This is a genomic window from Streptomyces sp. NPDC002698 (assembly GCF_042888945.1).
Taxonomy (GTDB): domain Bacteria; phylum Actinomycetota; class Actinomycetes; order Streptomycetales; family Streptomycetaceae; genus Streptomyces.
The window spans coordinates 90,841-109,110 of record NZ_JBIAQM010000002.1 but is presented as its reverse complement, the minus strand read 5'-3'; the positions used below and the strand labels follow the sequence as shown (position 1 = coordinate 109,110).

Below are 18,270 nucleotides of genomic sequence, written 5' to 3'. Positions count from 1 at the left end.
GGCCGGTTCCGGGGCGGAAGGCGGCGTGGCCGGTGTGCGGTCGGGATCAGGCTGATGCATGTGCTGTCCTGGCAGGTGTGTCGAGCGGGGGCGCCGGTCGTACGGGGAAGTGTTCGGGGGAGAGGGAGCGGACCGCCGCGACCTGCGCGGCGTACGTGTCGAGGCCTTCCGCGCCGCTGCCCGGCAGGCCGGTCAGACGGGGGAGCAGGTCGCCGAAGGCGTTGACCTCCCCGACGGCGAACCGGCGCCAGCCGACGGCGGGCAGCAGATCGACGCCCACGCACAGCGTGCCGGGGAAGCAGGCGGCGGCCCGTTCGCTGACGGAGAGGGCCTCCGCCCACCGGTCACCGGCCAGCGCGCGGACGGCCGCGAGATCGCCGCGCGCCCCGCCCAGATGCAGATTGGTCAGAGGTGAACGGCTCGTACGCACCACGGCGTGGGTCGCGCGCCCGGCCACGACCACGACACGCAGGTCGGCCGACCTGCTGCCGAGCGAGGCCTTCGGCAGCCAGCGCTCGATGTGCAGTCCGTCCGGCGCGAGCGTGTCCACGATCGCGGCGATCCGCGCCTCGTCCGTGTAGCGGTGGATCCGCAGGGAGTTGTGCAGTTCGCCGGCCGCCGTGTGTTCGACCGAGGTGGTGGCCCGGATCCGGCCGGAGGCGGTCGTCTCGACGGCCAGCACACCCGACGCGGACGAACCGTGTGCGAGCTTGACGAAGACCCGCCGCAGCGCGCCCTCCGCCATGAGGTCACGGACGTCGCTCCAACCCTCCACGGCACGCGGGGTTCCGGACGTGGGGGACTGCGGCACCGGCACACCCGCCGCGTCGAGACGGGCGTGGCACAGCCTCTTGTCGAAGAGCACGGCCAGATCCGCCGGGTCGTCGAGCCGCCGGCCCCCGCGCAGCGAACCCACACCGTCCAGGAAACCCGCGTACCAGCGCGCGGAACCCTCCACCCTGGTCGGCTCGTCGATGCCGCGCAACAGCCGGTCCACCTCGGCGTTCTCGCCGGGGGAGTCCAGCCGGACGACCTCGTCGTCCGCGAAGTCGTGCCCGCCGTCCCGCAGCACGTCCCGCCACTCGACCACGCGGGGCGTGCCGCAGCCCGCCTCCTCGGCCGCTGTCCTGAACAGAGCCACCCGGCGGTTCTCCCCGTTGGCGACGACCGCCCACTTCACCGGCACGCCGTTCGGCCGCAACCCGCCCATCCCGCCTCCTCGTTCCCTCTTCCGATGCCGGCCGCGGCTACTCGCCGACCGCGACGAAACGCCAGACCGTCCCGTCCTCCTCCTCGTCGGAGTCCGCGTCGTCCTGGTCGGCATGGACCACGACACCGGCGGGCTCCAGCGTCTCCAGCAGGCGCGTCCGCACCGCGGTGCTGAGGTAGTTGTGGTGCAGGTCGAGCACCTCGAGGTGGGTCAGCGGCTGGCCCGACAGCAGGGCCGTGGCGCCGTCGTCGGTGAGCACGCCCATGGAGACGTCGAGGTGCGTGAGGCGCGCCACGACGGGGGCCGAGGCGAGCGCCGTGCAGATGGCGTCCTGGATCTCACTGTTGCGCAGGGCCAGACGGGTCAGGTCGGGCAGCCGGGTGCCCGCGAAGAACGGTTCCAGGTCGGCGACATCGGCGTCGCCCCCGTACTCGGAGGTGCCGAGCCACAGATCCAGTGCCACCAGCGAGGGCAGGTCGCCGGCGGCGATGCCGCGCACCGCTTCCGCGGGCAGGCCGCCGCTCTCGACGGTCAGTGTGCGCAGCCGCTCGTGCTTCACGGCGGGGAAGACCAGGTCGGTGCCGCCGCGGACACCGAATTCGACCAGGGAGGGGAAGGCCTCCAGGAGGGGCGACACATCACCCTGGACGATCCAGGAGATCTCGCACTCCTCCCCCACGATGTCGCCGAGGAACAGTGCGCGCAGCGCGGGCAGCCGGTCGCGCGCGGCCACCAGGGCCTTGATCACCGCGTGAGGAGAGGTGTCGTAGACCTCGCTCCACGCTCCGACGATCAGCGCCCGCACCTGCTCCGTGTCCACGGCGGCCAGGAAACGCGCGAACGCGCCCTCCCACTCCTCCTCGCTGTCGTAGGCGTCCACGGCGATGCGCCAGGCGACGGATTCGGGCGCGGGAAGCGAGGTGGCCCGGGGCGACTTGTCGTCGGCGTCCGGGAAGGTGAAGGCCGGCAGGCCGTGGAACTCCTCGAGGTGCCTGTTGATGGTCATGCGCGCCCGCTCCTTCGTGCTCATTGCGGTGGATCGACGGTCGTGGCGGAGAGTCCGGAGCGCGCGGTCCGCACCCAGACAGACGAGTTCTACCAAGTCCCACTGACATCGCGGCGAGCCGGGTCGGTACCTGTGGACGGGAGGCGGGTGAACGACCGCCGGACGCACGGCCCCGAGCGGTCCGGCCGGGGTCCGGTGACCTGGCATCGAGGACATGACGCCTGGTCACCGGGGGTGCACGGCCGGTCCGGAGGCCGATTGTCAGTGGTCGCCTCTACGGTTTTTCCCATGGCACAGGCCGTGCCGTGCAGGGAGGGAGACCCATGTTCCGCCAAGGAGACGTGCTGATCGTGCCGCTGGACGAGAAGGCGGTGCCGGACCACGCCCTCGACGCGGCGTCCGAGCCCCGCGACGGCCGTGGACGACTCGTGCTGGCCCTCGGTGAAGTCACCGGTCACGCCCACGCCGTGGTCGGTCCGGGCCGGCTGATACGGGACGGCGGGGTGTTCGGCCCGATGCTCCTGCACGTTCCGGACGGGGCGCGGGTCGTGCACGAGGAGCACGCGGCGATCTCCCTCCACAAGGGCTGGTACCGGGTGATCCGCCAGCGTGAGTACGTGCCGGGTTCGGTGCGGATCGTCGCCGACTGACGGGTTCGCCCGTGGTCCCGGGCCCGGGGGAGCGGAGGGGTGCGCACCGGGGCGTGGACGGCGCGTTCGACGGCAGGGCCGGGTGGCATCGCGGGTGCCGTGCCGCTCGGGCACGGAGGAAATCGGAGAGGAACGGTGTGATGGAACAGGGCAGTTGGCGTGCCACCGCGACCCGGACGGGGGCGGGTGACCGGGCGGCGGCCGAGGCGGGCGTCAGGCTCGCCTATCGGAAGGCCGGACTGGACGAGCCCGAGCGCGTCGTCTGGGCGCGGTCACCGCACGAGGCCGTACGCATGCTCATGGGCACGGCACCCGTCGAGGGCGCGGTGCTGGGGGACACCGGACCCAGCGTACGGAACGCCGTCGTCGCGGGGCCCTGGGCGGCGGAACGCGCGCGAACGCACGAACGGCTGGGACCCGAGGGGTGGAGCGGACACTGGCGGGCCACGGGGGCTTCGCTGTGGGAGTCGGCCCGCACACTGGCCGACCGGGTGCGTGCGGCCGTCGTCGAGGACCTCGGCGCCGACCGGCACGAGGAGAGCCGGGTGCGGCTGCTGCTCCTGGACGCGACCCTCGGCCAGCACGACGCGGCATGGCTGTGCGCCTTCGACCCCGACGGGGCGAGCGCGCTGGCCGGGATCGCGGCGGTGGCGCGCGAAGCCGGCTGGTGGTGGCCGTACGAGAAGGTGGCGGTCATCAGTGAGCGGCCGCTGAGCCTGCACCGCGACGAGGCCGGACGCCTGGACAGGGGAGACGGGCCGGCACTGCGCTACGGGGACGGCTTCGAGCTCTACGCGTGGCGTGGGATGCCGGTCCCACGGGATTTCCTCGACGAACTCACCGCGCTGACGCCCGAGCGGATCCGCGGCGAGGAGAACGCCGAACTGCGCCGGGTGATGCTGGAGTACTACGGCTACGACCGGTACCTGGACGAGTCGGGGGCCGTTCCCGTCCACCGCGACGAGACGGGGGTGCTGTGGCGGGTCGAGTTGGTCGGGGACGAGGACGTGGTCATGGTCGAGGTCGTGAACTCGACCCCCGAGCCGGACGGCACGAACCGTACGTACTGGCTGCGCGTCCCGCCGACGACGCGTACGGCTCGTGAGGGAGTGGCGTGGACGTTCGGCCTCGCCGCCGAGACGTATGAGCCGTCCCAGCAGACATGAGGGCGACCGACGCTCGTACGAGGGTCGGCAGGTCTCAGGGACGCCGGCCCCAGGCGATCATCATGCCGGGTCCGAGTTCGGCGAGCCGGGGTGAGGCCAGGTAGGCCACCGCCTCGTCGATGACCGCGGAGTCGACGCGTCCGGTTTCCTCGAGGGCGGGGCGCATCCGGTTCCAGGTCTCGGACCAGAAGCGGGCCAGCGGTCCGTTCGCGACCAGCGGGGGGCAGTGCAGTTCGCCGGCGACGTTCCGGAGCCCTTCCTCTCTCATGAAGTGGGGATACGCCGGGATGTCGGAGATGTCGGTGCCGATGGTCGTCCGCAGGGCCTGCCACATGGCGTCCATGGTCCGCCGGTAGGCCGAGGAGGAGTCGAGCGGATTCGGCACCTCCACGGCGTCGCCCAGCACCAGCCAGCCGCCCGGGTTCAGCCAGCGGGCGAGACGGGAGACGAGTTGACGGCGTTCGGGCAGGTGCATGAGCACGAACCGGGCATGGATGAGGTCGAAGCCGCCCAGGTCCAGATCCTCGTCCCGGAGATCGGCGGTGACCAATCGCACGCGCGGGCCGGCGAGGGCGTCCAGGCCGCCGGTGTCCCGGTCCAGCGCGACCACCTCGGCGGCTCCCGCCTCCTCCAGCATCCATCGGACCACGGTGCCGGTCCCGGCTCCCACCTCCAGGCAGCGGCCGTCCGGCGCCGCGCCCAGCGCGCGCAGACGGCCCGTGGTGACAGGGTCGTAGACCAGCGCCGCCGCGTCGATGCGCTCGGCCTCCTGCGGGTGCTCCGGCTCGAAGAGGTCTTCTCCGTAGTGACCGCCGGAGGCCGGGGAGCCCGTCACGACCGGTTCTCCGGCCTCGGTCCCGCGGTGGTTCTCCTGCCTGTCCGTGCCATGAAAACCCCGTAGCGTCGATGAACGATTTACAGCCAGAGTGGCAGCTTTCGGGCGCCTCGGCAGAACGTCGCGCACAGAATCCGTCGACCTTTGTGGTGGCTATGACCCTTGAAACCCACCTGTAACGCTCATAGCATGATCGAACTCACGACGATTGCCCTGATCGTCCGTCCTTCACTAGAAGAACACGCTGTCTAGCGCGAAGGGTGAGCTATGTGACCAATACCTAACAAATCGGCCAAACAGTTGATATCTATAACATCTCGAGTAATTTCACGAATAAAGACCATAACTGAATTCGATGAGCAGCGTCGGTCACGGGTGATCCTGTGGGCCGTCGCGGGCGCGGTGACCCTCGGTTTCCTCGTCGCGATGGAGATCATCGCGCGCCACTACGGAATGCCGGGGCCGATCACCAACCAGGCCAGGGAAGTGATACTCACTCCCACCTCGGGACCGCTGCTGTACGCCGGCCTGGCATTGATGATGGTCGTCCTCTCCTGGCGGGAACGCTTTATCGCCCTGGGAATCGCGGCCGGCATCGACATCGTCTTCTTCCTGGTGCGCTGGGTGATCGACGCCAAGATGATGTTCGGCAACGGCGCATTGTGGGTGATTCTGGGCTACGCGTTCATCGCCGTCACGCGCCGCACGGGCAAGGAGCGCGTCCTGCTCCTGAAAGGCGTCGGACTGGGCCTGCTCCTGGTGGCCGGTCACAAGACGGGCGACACCTGGCTGATGATCACGTCGGAGACCCGTCCGTCCGTCCTCGACGCGTACGTGGCCACAGCCGATCACGCGCTGGGCAACCCGTCCTGGGTGATGGGCCGGATCGTCGAGGCCACCGGACCGGTCGGCTACCACGTGATCCACCTCGTCTACGGCCAGCTCCCGCTCGCCGCGTCCGTCTTCGCGCTCTACCAGCTGCGCAACGTCGCGGCGGAGCGCCGCTTCCCCGGCCATCACCTGGTGCGCACCTTCCTGGCCATCGGTCTGGTCGGGCCCGCCATCTACATGATCTTCCCTGTGGTCGGGCCGGTCTTCGCCTACGGCGCCGAAGGCGGACAGTGGGCGGCGGCCAATTTGTGGCCGCAGACGCCGCTGCCGATCGGTGCCCCGCACGCGATCCCGTTCGACGAGATCACCCCTCGCAACTGCATGCCCAGTCTTCACACGGCCTGGGCCACCACGCTCTTCATCCATACCCGTGAGGGTTCACGGCTCCTGCGGTACGCGGGCACGTTCTGGCTGACCGGCACGCTCACGGCGACGCTCGGATTCGGGTACCACTACGGCGCGGATCTCATCGCCGGCGTGGTGTTCGCGCTCACCATCGAGACGGCCATGCGCTCGTTCGACCGGGGCTGGGAACGGGCGGGGGTCACGCTGGTTCTCTACGGCTCGACGGTTTTCGCCGTGCTTCTGGTGTCCTATCGCTATCTGTCGGTCGATATGGCCAGGCATCCCTGGGTTTTCGGACCGGCTCTCCTTCTGGCGATGGCCTCCGTGATCTACGGATATCTGCGGACCACCAGAATGTGGAATCCCCGGACCGCGCCCGTGCAGCAACCGGAACCGCAACTCGTGCAGGTGTGACCGCTTCCCGCCCCCGCGGGGGCGGGAGCCGGTGTCCGGCCGCGCCCGGCGGGACCGGATTTGCCCTGGAGCGCACTCGAAGGTGTTGGGTGGCAGGAGTGGCACCACGGCGACGTGGTGACCGAGCGGACGGCACGTTCCACGAGGAGCACTCCATGACACAGAAGATCTGGTTCGTCACCGGCGCCTCCCGCGGCTTCGGGCGGGAGTGGGCGATCGCCGCGCTGGAGCGCGGCGACTCGGTGGCCGCGACGGCGCGCGACCTGTCCACGCTGGGCGATCTTCGGGAGACCTACGGAGAGCGGCTGCTGCCGCTTCAGCTCGACGTGACGGACCGCGACGCCGATTTCGCCGCCGTGCGGCTGGCGCACGAACGGTTCGGCCGGCTCGACGTGGTCGTCAACAATGCTGGTTACGGACACTTCGGGATGATCGAGGAAATCACCGAAGCCGAGGCTCGCGCGCAGCTGGAGACCAACCTCTTCGGGGCCCTGTGGGTCACCCAGGCGGCACTGCCGTTCCTGCGCGAGCAGGGCAGCGGCCACATTCTGCAGGTTTCCTCCATCGGCGGGATCAGCGCCTTCCCGCTGGTCGGCATCTACCACGCCTCGAAATGGGCTCTTGAGGGAATGAGTCAGGCGCTGGCGCAGGAAGTGGCGGCGTTCGGCATCAAGGTCACACTCATCGAGCCCGGCGGGTTCGCCACCGACTGGGCGGGTTCCTCGTCGAGCACGTCCGAGCAGCTCCCCGCGTACGCCGAGTTCCACGAGGAGGTGCAGGAACAGCGGCGCAAGCGCGTCGGCACTCCGGGCGACCCCCGCGCCTCCGCGGCGGCCGTGCTGGAGATCGTGGACGCGGACGAGCCACCGCTGCGCTGCTTCTTCGGCGCGGCGCCGCTGGGCATCGCGAAGGCGGACTACGAGCGGCGCCTGGCGACATGGGAGAAGTGGCAGCCGGTGGCGGAGCTGGCCCAGGGCTGAGCGCCGCCGGTGAGCGACCCCGCTCGGCACCCTGACCCGCCGACGCGCCGGCGGGTCAGGCGCGGTGGCTCTGGTAGTAGCCGCCGACCAGCTCGTGGTAGTCGACGTCGCCGACATGCTTGGCCCTGTCGAACTCGGGGGATTCCCTGATCTGCTCCTGGGTGAGCGCGACGTAGATCTTCCGCTCGGTCCGGTCGACCCGTTTCACGGTGCCGGCGGGCAGCAGGACATGCCTTCCGAAGATCCACACGCCGATGTCGACCACGAGATACGCGGAGTCGACGTCGTCCGCATGCTTGTCGACCTTGCCGATGGCGCCGTCGAGGGCCTCGACCTTGTACCCGACCAGGTCCGTGCCGGTGACGTGCCCGGCGGCCGGGTGGTAGCCCCAGATGCTGTCAGTCATGAACGGCTCCCTCATCGAGAATCCGCGCTCGTCCCGCAGCGGAACCGGGGAGTCGCGCAGGTGCCATCCACGCTAGACGAAGCCCGCGCGGGACGGCGGACGCGGGCTGCCGGACGTCCCGCGTCGGGGCCCGGGTACGGTTCGCGCCGTGGACATGAACGGCTGGCAGTCGGGGCACCGGGCCGCCTACGGCTGCGGGGCGTGGGAACGCGCCCGTCACCAGGCACGCCTGTTGGTCGCCTGGTACGACGAGCACGATCACGGCCTGGGAACACCGCGGCCCCGGCGGTTCCCCGCGGATCCCGGCCCGCGGGTGAAGTGGCCGTGGGGGAGCGCCAGGCACGACACGCTCGGTCTGCTGCTCTGGCGGGCGGCCTACGACCCGGGGATCCTGGTCGACCAGGTCCTCCTGGCCGACGCCCTGCGCTACTGCGCCCAGGGAGCCGAGCCCTTGGACACCGGTCCCGTGCCCGAGGCTGCCCGCACCGCCGGGATCGGAGTCGGCAGCGCGGCATCGGTGGCCGGAATCAGACACGTACTGCAGGCGCACGTCGACGCCGGCCTTCCACGGCCGCGCCCTGGCGGGGTGCGACTGACGCTCGGCTACCGCGTCCGGGAGTCGCGGGCGACGCCGGACTGGGATCTCGGTGACTGGCCGACGGCGCTCACACAGGCCCGCCGGGCCATGGGCCGGGCCGACGATCTGCGGGAGCGGGGGACATGGAAGCCCACCGACCACGAACGGTCCACCGGCGCACGCATCGGCCATGGCCTGGAACAGCCGGCCCGCTCGCCCGCCGCCTCCGGGCACCCGGCACCGGGTTGGCTGGAGCGGGCATCACGCCTGACCGCCACGGCCGACACGCTGACCGCCGCCGCCGACACGCTGCTCGGCGCCGGGCGGGACGACGCGAGCCCACTGGTGACGGTCCTCGGCACCACGGCCGACGCGTGCGCCAGGCTGAAGACCGACAGCGAGGAGATCGGGCGGCTCTGGGCGGCCGAGGCGCCGCGTGAGCCCCCGGACCGTGCTGCCCGGGAAGTGGCCTGGGAACTGTCCCACGTACCGGGCGCACTGCTGGAGCAGACCGAGGAAACGGAACACCTGGTGCGGGCGCTGGCCGTCTTTCTGTGGGTCCTGGCCGTTCGCTGACCGAGGAGCACGGCGTGCCGCCCAGGGGCAGTGGATCGCCCAGGGCCAGCAGCCCGTCCAGGGTCAGTAGCCCGTCCAGGGTCAGTAGAAGTCGCCTCGGCGCTGCGCGGGGTTGACGGTGTCACGCCGCTGCTGCAACCGGCGGGCTGCCCTGAAGGCCGCTATATCCCGCAGGTGCGCCTGGCTCTGAAGCGTCATCATCGATCCCAGCGCGTGGCGCTCGGTCATCGGGTTGTCCACACAGGACTGGTACATCACGGCGGCTCGCTCGTGGTCCTGGTAGAGCGTGCGGTAGATCTCCGCGGCGCGGTACTGGGCATAGGGGTGGTTGCGTGCGGCGGCCGCGAGGAACTGCTCCAGGGCGTGTTCCGCCGGGGTCCGGATGATCGGAATCAGCCGCTCCAGGTACAGGTCGCCCAGTACGAGCATCGCTTCGGGCTCGCCCAGTTCGGCCGAGGTGCGATACCAGCGGGCCGCCTCGTCCAGCGACTCGACGATGCCCGCTTGAGGACAGCCGTGGTGATAGAGCGAGGCGAGGTAGAAGGCCGCTCGCGGGGAACCGCTGCTGTGCCGCAGCCGTGGCACCGCGCTCGCGTACCGCCCCTGCGTGTAGTCGATGTGCCCCAGCAGCTCGATCGCGGCGCTGTGTCCGGTGGACGCCGCGGTTTCCAGGAAGTAGACCTCCGCACCGGGGTGCTGCCCGCTGTTCCAGCAGTGCAGGCCGATCCGGTAGTACTCCTCGGCACTGGTCGGCTCATGTCCGTCCACGGTGAAGTTGGTCCCGTGCCACTGCACCATGTCGCTGCCTTTCGCGTCGTGGCCTGCCCCGGCGGACACGTGCGGCTCTTCGCTCCGCGGCCTCGCGAGGAGGCCGGGACCGACGACGGGGGCAACCCGGTCGGCCAGTCGTTCCAGCCGTTCCCGTACGTCGTCCCGGTGCGTCGGGGCCTCAACAGATGGTACGGCTCGTCAACCGGCACACAATCGTAGGCCTGGTTGCCCGAAGATCCGCCCGTTGTACGGAGCGGATCGCCAATATGGCCCGTTTTCGGTGGCAGTGGCAGTGGCAGTGGCAGTGGCAGTGGCAGTGGCAGGAGCAGCGGTCGAGGCTGGGCGCGGAGGCGATCAGCAATTTTTACTACCGCCAGTCCGGGTGTCCGACGTGGTCCGCGTGCTTCGGGACGACGCGGTGTTCGGGCCGTATCGGGTGTGCCTGGAGCGGGACTCGGAGCATGTCCGAGGTCTCGGTTCGGTACGGAGCCGAGCCGAACCATCGGACGCACAGGTGCGCCTCACCCGGGCCGAGGTGCGCTGCCGGCCTCCACCGACCGACCGACTGGCAGGCGAGCCGGACCGAGTCTCGGCCCGAAGACGATTACTCCACCAGTTGCTCGCCCGGCGCTTCCCGGTGTTCCGGCGGCACACGCGCGGCCACGGCATCGAAGAACCGCCACCCGTCGACTCCGCCTGCGTGTCCGAAGCGTCGGCCGTCCGCCAGAGTCTCTTCGATCAACGCCCGCACGGTCGCCGGACGGTGGAGATTGAGATATCCGCCGTGTACGCGGCTGACGCCACCTTCGTGAGCTCCCCAACCACCGCCGCCCACCACGCGATCGGGACCCGAGTCGAAGACGACGCGGATCACGCCCGGGGTGCCCTCCCGCGCGATCACGAGAACCTCCTGACATGAGCGTCCGACCGCACCGCCGGGGTCCGAATCCGGCACATGGCGGTGGCTGACCCACCACCGGAACCGCTCGGAACCCATGACCAAGTGCCGATGCCGACGACGTCCCATGCCATCACGTTAACAACGTGCCCGGCCTCCTCGGCGCGGACGGCGAGGCTGTCGCGGATCTCCGCCGACCGGTCGCGCCGGGCCACGACGTATGTCCGGTGGGCGGGTTGGCCGCCACCTTGCCGCGAAAGCCCGGACGATCCGTGGGAAAGTCCACCAATGCAGGCATAGGGAGTGCGGAGGGGGCGGTGCCCTTCTAGCGTGGAGGGCGGGCGCCGCGCCGCGCGTCCCGGGGATCCGGTCTCCGAGGACGGCCGCGGTATCCGCGCGGGCCGATCGGCCCCGCCCCGGCTCCGACTGCCGTACGAGCGATTCCGTGGTTGCCCGATGCCTGCCCCGCACGTCGCCCGCGCTGGAGATGCACATCATGCTTTCGAACACGTCCCGACCCGTCATCGCGGCCACGTTGCCCGTCGTCGGGGAGCACATCGGTGAGATCGCCCGGCGCTTCTACCGTCACATGTTCGCCAACCATCCCGAGCTCCTGGACGGGGTCTTCAACCGCGGGAACCAGGCACACGGAGAACAGCAGCAGGCGCTCGCCGGATCCGTGGCGGCGTTCGCCGGCGGGTTGGTGAGCACTCCGCGGCGGACCCCCGAACACCTGCTGAACCGCATCGCGCACAAACACGCGTCTCTCGGGATCCGTCCGGACCAGTACCAGACCGTCCACGACAACCTGATGTGGGCGATCGTCGACGTGCTGGGCGACGCGGTCACCCCGGAGGTCGCCGCGGCCTGGGACGAGGTCTACTGGCTGATGGCGAACGCCCTGATCAACCAGGAACGCGGTCTCTACAGCGCGCGGGGGGTCACCCCCGAGACGGTGTGGCGCAAATGGGAGGTCGAGAAGAAGATCAAGGAGACCCCGGACGTCGTGACCTTCGTGGTCAAGCGGATCGACGACCGCCTCGTGACGACCTCGCTCCCCGGCCAGTACGTCACCGTGCTGATCGACATGCCCGACGGCGTGCGCCAGCCGCGCCAGTACAGCCTGACCCGGGCCGACGACGGCGAGCACCGCCAGTTCTCGGTCAAGCGGGTACGCGGCAACGGCGAGCCCGAGGGAGAGGTGTCCGCTCTCCTGCACGACACGGTCGACGTGGGTGACGTCCTCACCCTGTCGCTGCCCTACGGCGATGTCGTGCTCGACGACTCGGGACGGCCGGTGGTGTTCGCCACGGCGGGCATCGGGATCACCCCCATGGCCGGAATGCTCTCCCACCTCGTCGAGGCCGAGTCCCGGCTGCCGATCACCGTGCTGCACGCCGACCTCGACGAGGCGTCGTTCGCGCTGCGCCGCCAGGTGGTCAGCGACGTACTCGAACTGCGGAACGCCGAGATGTACCTCTGGTACGAGAAGGGCGCGCAGACCAACGAGCCGGTGAAGGGCGTCTTCGACGGGCCGATGGACCTCTCCCACGTCGATCTTCCGGACAACGCGGTGTACTACATGTGCGGGCCGCTGGCGTTCATGCAACCGCTGCGGAGCGCGCTCCTCGGACGGGGCGTCGCACCGCGGGACATCCAGTACGAGGTGTTCGGCCCGGACCTCTGGCAGGCGGACCTCGACTGACGAGCCCGCCGCGGCCGTCACAACCGCACAGTCTGAACGGCCTTGAACGGCAAGGGTGTTAGCTTCTTCCCCGTGGCGGAAAACCAGGCGGAAAGCCGGACGGAACACCAGGTGGAACACCAGGACGAGACCAGGACGGCCTACGACGGGATCGTCGAGCTCTATGCGTCGATGTTCGCCGATCGGCTGGAGACGCGGCCGTTCACGCGGGCCATGCTCGGCACCTTCGCCGAGCTGGTGCGCGGGACGGGGAACCCGCGGGCGGCCGATGTCGGGTGCGGTCCCGGACATCTGACGGCCATGCTGCACGACTTGGGTCTGGACGCCTTCGGGCTCGACCTGTCCCCGGCCATGGTCGACCACGCCCGGAAGTCCCATCCCGCCCTGCGGTTCGACCAGGCGCGAATGGAGGCTCTGCCCGTCGAGGACCGCGCGCTCGGCGGGGTGTTGGCCCACTACTCGATGATCCACACCCCGCCCGAGGAGTTGCCCGCGCTGCTGGCCGAGCAGGTGCGGGTCCTGGCACCAGGGGGCCTGCTGATGGTTTCGTTCTTCGGGACCGAGGGAGCCGAGCCGGTCCGCTTCGATCACAAGGTAGCGCCCGCCTACAGCTGGCCGGTTGACCGGTTCGCCGAGCTGCTGGTCGGGGCCGGGCTCGTCACGGTCGCCCGGCTCCTCCACGACCCGGCCTCCGAACGGGGTTTCCTGGACGCCCACTTGCTGGCCCGCCTCACCTAGGGCCTGTCGTTTGGATCAGGTGGCGCCGAGGTGCGGTGCCTTGTCGGCCGGGCCGAGCGGGGCAGGGTGCGTGCGGCTGCAAGGCGGAGGAGGGCGACGACGCGGTGGGGGCACCTCCCGGCCGAAGGCTGGGGGACATCGGCAACCGACGGCAACGCCGCTGGGGGTCCCCCCTGCTCGCAGAGCTTGGGGGAGTGCGTGCCCTGCCCCGCGTCCCGCCGCATGATCCAAACGACAGGCTCTGGACCGACCCATGGCGACGCCGGCCCTCCTCCCGTGCGATGTCCCGCCCGTCCGGCCTCCTGTGAGTTACCTCACCCGCCATGGCCGTCGGCCGTATGCGAACCGCCTGGCCAGCGGCCCGTAACTCCCCTCGGGCGAAAGTCCGTTGGCCGGATGCGTCAGTTATCTGTCATTGCAGTCAGTCGGAGATCCGATACAGGCTGTGACCGTGTCAGAGCGACGTGTTGTGGTGGTGGTGTACGCGGGTGCCATGGCGTTGGACATCACCGGACCGATTGAAGTGTTCGACATCGCCAACAGGCTCCTCGGCCCGGGGGCCTTCCCCTATCGGATCGAGCTGGTCTCCGCCGACGCGCCACTGGTGCGCACGAGTTCAGGAGTGAGCGTGGGGGCCCAGCCGCTGGAGGCGGGGCAAGGCCCCGTCGACACGCTCCTCGTGCCAGGGGGGTGGAGTGTCGGCGAGGCGCTCCGGGATCAGGCGCTGGTCTCGTGGATCGGTGCCGCGGCGGCCCGGTCGCGCAGGGTCGCCTCCGTATGTGGCGGATCCTTTCTGCTGGCCGAGGCGGGCCTGTTGGACGGCAGACGTGCCACCACGCACTGGGCGTACAGCGAGACGATGGCCCGCCGCTATCCGGCGGTGACCGTGGACGCCGAGCCGATCTTCGTCTGGGACGGCCCTTTCGTCACCTCGGCGGGCGTGTCGACCGGGATCGACATGGCGCTGGCCCTGGTGGAGGCCGATCACGGGGCGGCACTCGCCTTGGAGACGGCACGGTTTCTGGTGCTCTTCCTCAAGCGGCACGGAGGCCAGTCCCAGTTCAGCGCGATGCTGGACGCCCAGTTGGCCGACCATCCGCCGATCCGGACGGCGCAGGAGTGGATTCTGGAGAACCTCCACAACCCGTTACCCGTGGCGGAGATGGCCGAGCGGGCCAACATGAGCCCGCGCAACTTCGCCCGGGTCTTCCGCCGCGAGGTGGGCACGACTCCCGGCCAGTACGTCCAGCGCACCCGGATAGCCCGCGCCCGCGAGTTGCTGGAGACGACCGATCTGCCGATCGGTCAGATAGCCGGCCGCTGTGGATTCGGCGCTCCCGAGACCTTCTTCCGCTCCTTCGGGCGAACCCTGGGACTCACCCCGAAGGAGTACCGGCACCGCTTCCAGGTCATCACGCCGTCCGGCCACGTCGACCGGCGCCACGAGAGGGACGGGAGCCCCGTATGACCACCGCGGCGGACGGACCCGAAGCCGGCACGGTACGGATGGCCGACTACCTGGCCGACGAGCTCGCCAGGGCCGGAGTCACCCACATGTTCGGTGTCGGCGGCGCGAACATCGAGGACCTGTACGACGCCGTGCACCGCGGCGGAACCGTCCGCGGTGTGGTCGCCAAGCACGAGTTCTCGGCCGTCACCATGGCCGATGGATACGCCCGGACCACCAGGCGTCTCGGGGTTGTCGCCGCCACCTCGGGCGGTGGCGCGATGAACCTGGTACCGGGCCTCGCGGAGGCGTACGCCTCCCGGGTGCCGCTGCTCGCCCTGGTGGGCCAGCCGCCGACGGCGCAGGAGGGTCAAGGCGCCTTCCAGGACACCAGCGGCAAGGGGGACTCCTTCGACGCGGGCGAGGTCTTCACCCCGATCTCCCGGTTCTGCGCCCGGGTCGAGGACGCGGACTCGCTCGTCGAGCTGTTGCCGCGGGCGATGGCGGCGGCGCGGACCGAGCCGTGCGGTCCGGCGGTGCTGCTGCTGCCCAAGGACGTGCAGCAGGCCCGGATCCGTCTGCCCGACGGCCACGGTCCGGCGCCGGCAGAGGCCGCACCGGCAGAGGTCACACCGGCAGGGGCCGCCCTACCGGCAGAGGCAACACCGGCAGGGGGCACGACGACACCGGCCGGGCTTCCGGAGAGCGCGCCCTCCCCGAGCGACACAGGCATACCGGCCCCGACCGCCCTGCCCGTACCGACCGCCCTGCCCGTACCGTCGACGCGGACGGCACCGGTGGCACAGCTCGACAAGGCCGCTCTCGCCGAGGTGTCGGACATCCTTCGCGGCGCGGACACCGTCCTGGTCATCGCCGGTGAGGGCGTCGCCGCGGCGGACGCACGTGCGGAGCTGTCCCGGCTGGCCCGGAACCTCGGGGCGTGGGTCGCGGTCACCCCGGACGCCAAGGACGTCTTCGACAACCGTGATCCACGGTTCGCGGGGGTGGCCGGGGTCATGGGCCATGCCAACGTCGAACACTGTCTGCGGCGGGCCGACGTGTGCCTGCTGGTGGGCACCCGGCTGCCGCTCCTGGCGCGCGGCGGGCTGGAGCGGGCGTTGGCCGCCACCGACGTCGTATGCCTGGACTCCGAGAAGCCGTTCGTGGCGGGTACGGCGCTGGTCGGGGACCTGCGGGACGCGCTGCGCGCCGTGACCGGGCGGATCGCGTCAGGCCCACGTGCCTGCCCCCGGCACCCCGGTCCGGTCCCCACCCCCACCCCCGTGGCGGGCCCGGACGCTCCGGCCGGTCCCGGGCGGATCGTCCCGTACGCCCAGGCCCTCGCCGCGGTGGAGGCGGCGCTGCCCGAGGACGCGCACGTCTTCGTGGACGCCGGCAACACCGGTGCCAGCGCGGTCCACCTCCTCCCGGCTCCGCGCCACGGCCGTTTCGTGGTGGCGCTCGGCATGGGAGGCATGGGCTACACCTTCGGCGCGGGCATCGGTGCCGCACTCGCCACCGGGCGGCGCACCTACGTCCTCGCCGGCGACGGGGCCTTCTTCATGCACGGGGCGGAAGTGCACACCGCCGTGGAGCACCGGGCACCCGTCACGTTCGTCATCTTCAACAACAACGCCCACGCCATGTGCGCGTTGCGCGAGGAGTTCCTCCAGGGCGGCGTCCGCGGCGACGACGTGTTCGGCCGGACCGACATCGCCGCCGGGGTGGCCGCCGCCTTCCACTCCCTCGACGTCACCGGCGCCGAGAACGCGGCGCAGTTGCGCGAGGCGCTGCTGCGCGGCAACACGGGAGCGGGCCCGGCGTTCGTGGCGCTGGACTGCGACCCGATGGAGATTCCCCCGTTCCTGCCCTTCCAGCCCTTCGCGGAAGCGACCGGCAGTGCCGGCCGTGCCGTACACGCCGACCACAAGGAGAACGCGGATGAGCGACGAGTCGTCCACGCCGGCTGACATCCCGGGCCTGATGCGGATCGAGAACCCGGGCAAGGACGAGCTGACCGCCCACTGCGTGGAACTCACCCACGCCGTCTACCCCCACCATCAGGTCTACGGGCAGTACTGCACCATCCACGAGTACGTCGACTGCCCGCCGGAACTGACCTACGACTACCTCCGTCAGGGCCACCACCTGGAGGAGTGGACCTGTAGCCTGCGGGACTTCGCTCCCTCCGGCACGCCCGGACTGTGGGTCGGCCGCGACCGGCTCGAGGACGACACCAGGATCTACTGCGAGGTGGTCGCCAACCCCGAGGCCATGACGGTGGATTACCACTGCTCGTGGGATCAGGGCGACAAGCTGTGGATGATCTACCTGATGCGCGTCGTGCCGGCCCCACTCGTGCTCGACAGGCCGGGGTCGGTGATCACCTGGACCAACTGCCGTCATCCCTACTACGACACGAACCCGCACCCCGGCCTGTCTCCCCGCCCCGGCCGGCCCTGGGTGGGGGACTACTGGGACCTGTTCTACGCGGGGCACACCGTGGAGATGAACAACCTCAAGGTGATCCTGGAACACCGCCACCGCAACGGTCAGCCGGTCAGCGTGGCCCCGGCGAGTGCGGTGGCCCGGTGACCACGGTCAGCCTCACCGACGTGGCGGGCTACCTTCCGGGCGATCCGGTCCCGGCGCGGTACTACACCGAGTACCCGGGAGCGGAGGACAAGCTCCGCGAGCACCCCATGTTCAAGGTCCCGCGGTCACGGCACCACGTCGCCGCGGACGAGACCAACACGGACATGATCGAACGCGCCGTACAGCCCCTGATCGAACGGCACGGCAGGGACGAGATCCGGGGCGTCGACGTACTGCTGGTGCACAGTCAGCTGCCGGATCTGCCGTTCGTCGGCGCGGGCACCGAAGTGGCGCGCCGACTGGGCCTGAACCCGGAGTGGCTCGTCGACGTGGCCAACGCGGGCTGCGCCTCCTTCGTGTACATGTTGAAGCTGGCCCGGCAGATCCTCACCACCACCGACGCGCGGACCGCGCTGATCTGCAACGCGCAGAGCGCCGCCGGCCAGTGCTTCACCCAGTCCGAGGTACGTCGGCTCGCGCAGGCCGCGATCCCGGGCGACGGCTGCGGAGTGGGATGGGTGACGACGTCGGCCGGCGCCCCGGTCCTCGACGTGGAGACCCGGCACATCGGCGATCACGCCGGTGACATGACCTTGGCGCTCGACGACGGTCGCAAGTACTGGGAACCGGGGGAGTCCCAGCCGCGGATCGGGTTCACCGACGCGAGCGTCGCCAAGGTTCTCGCACGCGGCAACCGTCTGGTCCCGGAGGTGATCACGGACCTGTGCCGACGGCTCGGGGTCGCGACCGCGGACATCGACGTCCTCGTCACCAACCAGCCGAACCGCACCTTCCTGCGCAACTGGACGGAGGCGTTGCAACTGCCCGCCGAGCGGCATCTGAACACCTTCGACCGGTACGGCAACCTCTTCGGAGCGGCCATCCCGGTCACCCTGGACCACGCGATCGCCTCGGGCCGGGTGAAGGACGGCGACCTCGTGGTGCTGGGCGGGTTCGCCCACGCCGGCGACTTCGCGGGAGCCGCCGCCGTGCGCTGGTCCGGCGGGCGAGGCTGACTCCGCGGCCGGTGACCGCGGTGCCTCGACGCGGCGGCGGCCAT

General features: G+C 70.5%; 17 protein-coding genes. 11 read left to right on the top strand and 6 right to left on the bottom strand.

Annotated elements, in window-relative coordinates:
• Positions 1-46: 46 nt before the first annotated feature.
• Complete coding sequence (locus ACFYW9_RS02795) at positions 47-1,210, bottom strand: STM4014 family protein (protein ID WP_389143798.1); 1,164 nt, start codon at positions 1,208-1,210, stop codon at positions 47-49.
• Between the two features lie 37 nt (positions 1,211-1,247).
• Positions 1,248-2,216: an STM4015 family protein gene (locus ACFYW9_RS02790; protein ID WP_389143795.1), complete on the bottom strand. Its 969-nt coding sequence runs from the start codon at positions 2,214-2,216 to the stop codon at positions 1,248-1,250.
• Between the two features lie 323 nt (positions 2,217-2,539).
• On the opposite strand from ACFYW9_RS02790, the gene ACFYW9_RS02785 reads away from it, so the two are divergent.
• Both ACFYW9_RS02785 and ACFYW9_RS02780 read left to right on the top strand, forming a co-directional pair.
• Positions 2,540-2,866: a hypothetical protein gene (locus ACFYW9_RS02785; protein WP_382784445.1), complete on the top strand. Its 327-nt coding sequence runs from the start codon at positions 2,540-2,542 to the stop codon at positions 2,864-2,866.
• Between the two features lie 137 nt (positions 2,867-3,003).
• Entirely contained in the window at positions 3,004-4,032 is a 1,029-nt protein-coding gene (locus ACFYW9_RS02780) for a DUF6745 domain-containing protein (protein WP_389143792.1), read from the top strand.
• Between the two features lie 34 nt (positions 4,033-4,066).
• Here ACFYW9_RS02780 and ACFYW9_RS02775 read toward each other — a convergent pair whose 3' ends face one another.
• A complete protein-coding gene (locus ACFYW9_RS02775) occupies positions 4,067-4,867 on the bottom strand; it encodes a class I SAM-dependent methyltransferase (RefSeq protein ID WP_389143790.1) in 801 nt (266 codons plus the stop codon).
• Between the two features lie 378 nt (positions 4,868-5,245).
• On the opposite strand from ACFYW9_RS02775, the gene ACFYW9_RS02770 reads away from it, so the two are divergent.
• Both ACFYW9_RS02770 and ACFYW9_RS02765 read left to right on the top strand, forming a co-directional pair.
• Positions 5,246-6,517, top strand: coding sequence for a phosphatase PAP2 family protein (locus ACFYW9_RS02770; RefSeq protein WP_389144759.1), 1,272 nt, complete (start codon positions 5,246-5,248; stop codon positions 6,515-6,517).
• A 155-nt stretch (positions 6,518-6,672) separates the two neighbouring features.
• Positions 6,673-7,497, top strand: coding sequence for an SDR family oxidoreductase (locus ACFYW9_RS02765; protein ID WP_389143788.1), 825 nt, complete (start codon positions 6,673-6,675; stop codon positions 7,495-7,497).
• 55 nt (positions 7,498-7,552) lie between these two features.
• Here the strand turns inward: ACFYW9_RS02765 and ACFYW9_RS02760 are convergent, their stop codons facing one another.
• Complete coding sequence (locus tag ACFYW9_RS02760; protein WP_326783633.1) at positions 7,553-7,903, bottom strand: PRC-barrel domain containing protein; 351 nt, start codon at positions 7,901-7,903, stop codon at positions 7,553-7,555.
• Between the two features lie 148 nt (positions 7,904-8,051).
• Here ACFYW9_RS02760 and ACFYW9_RS02755 point away from each other — a divergent pair, with 148 nt between their 5' ends.
• Positions 8,052-9,056: a hypothetical protein gene (locus ACFYW9_RS02755; RefSeq protein ID WP_389143786.1), complete on the top strand. Its 1,005-nt coding sequence runs from the start codon at positions 8,052-8,054 to the stop codon at positions 9,054-9,056.
• An 81-nt stretch (positions 9,057-9,137) separates the two neighbouring features.
• On the opposite strand, the gene ACFYW9_RS02750 is transcribed toward ACFYW9_RS02755, so the two are convergent.
• On the bottom strand, positions 9,138-9,893 hold the full coding sequence (locus ACFYW9_RS02750) for a tetratricopeptide repeat protein (RefSeq protein ID WP_389143783.1): 756 nt from the start codon (positions 9,891-9,893) through the stop codon (positions 9,138-9,140).
• Positions 9,894-10,431: 538 nt separating this feature from the next.
• Positions 10,432-10,728, bottom strand: coding sequence for a hypothetical protein (locus ACFYW9_RS02745; RefSeq protein ID WP_389143780.1), 297 nt, complete (start codon positions 10,726-10,728; stop codon positions 10,432-10,434).
• 493 nt (positions 10,729-11,221) lie between these two features.
• Here ACFYW9_RS02745 and ACFYW9_RS02740 point away from each other — a divergent pair, with 493 nt between their 5' ends.
• The 6 genes from ACFYW9_RS02740 (at position 11,222) to ACFYW9_RS02715 (ending at position 18,226) form a co-directional block, all read left to right on the top strand.
• Positions 11,222-12,430, top strand: a complete 1,209-nt coding sequence (locus ACFYW9_RS02740) for a globin domain-containing protein (RefSeq protein ID WP_389143777.1) — start codon at positions 11,222-11,224, stop codon at positions 12,428-12,430.
• Between the two features lie 72 nt (positions 12,431-12,502).
• Complete coding sequence (locus tag ACFYW9_RS02735; RefSeq protein ID WP_389143773.1) at positions 12,503-13,168, top strand: class I SAM-dependent methyltransferase; 666 nt, start codon at positions 12,503-12,505, stop codon at positions 13,166-13,168.
• A 451-nt stretch (positions 13,169-13,619) separates the two neighbouring features.
• Positions 13,620-14,636, top strand: a complete 1,017-nt coding sequence (locus tag ACFYW9_RS02730; protein ID WP_351864626.1) for a GlxA family transcriptional regulator — start codon at positions 13,620-13,622, stop codon at positions 14,634-14,636.
• Positions 14,633-16,585, top strand: coding sequence for a thiamine pyrophosphate-binding protein (locus tag ACFYW9_RS02725; protein WP_389143769.1), 1,953 nt, complete (start codon positions 14,633-14,635; stop codon positions 16,583-16,585). The genes ACFYW9_RS02730 and ACFYW9_RS02725 overlap by 4 nt, the downstream gene beginning before the upstream one ends.
• The gene (locus ACFYW9_RS02720; protein ID WP_351864632.1) at positions 16,557-17,210 is read left to right on the top strand and encodes an SRPBCC family protein; all 654 of its coding nucleotides are present in this window, start codon (positions 16,557-16,559) and stop codon (positions 17,208-17,210) included. The genes ACFYW9_RS02725 and ACFYW9_RS02720 overlap by 29 nt, the downstream gene beginning before the upstream one ends.
• Positions 17,207-18,226, top strand: a complete 1,020-nt coding sequence (locus ACFYW9_RS02715) for a 3-oxoacyl-ACP synthase III family protein (protein WP_389143766.1) — start codon at positions 17,207-17,209, stop codon at positions 18,224-18,226. Before ACFYW9_RS02720 ends, ACFYW9_RS02715 begins: the two co-directional genes overlap by 4 nt.
• Positions 18,227-18,270: the final 44 nt, after the last annotated feature.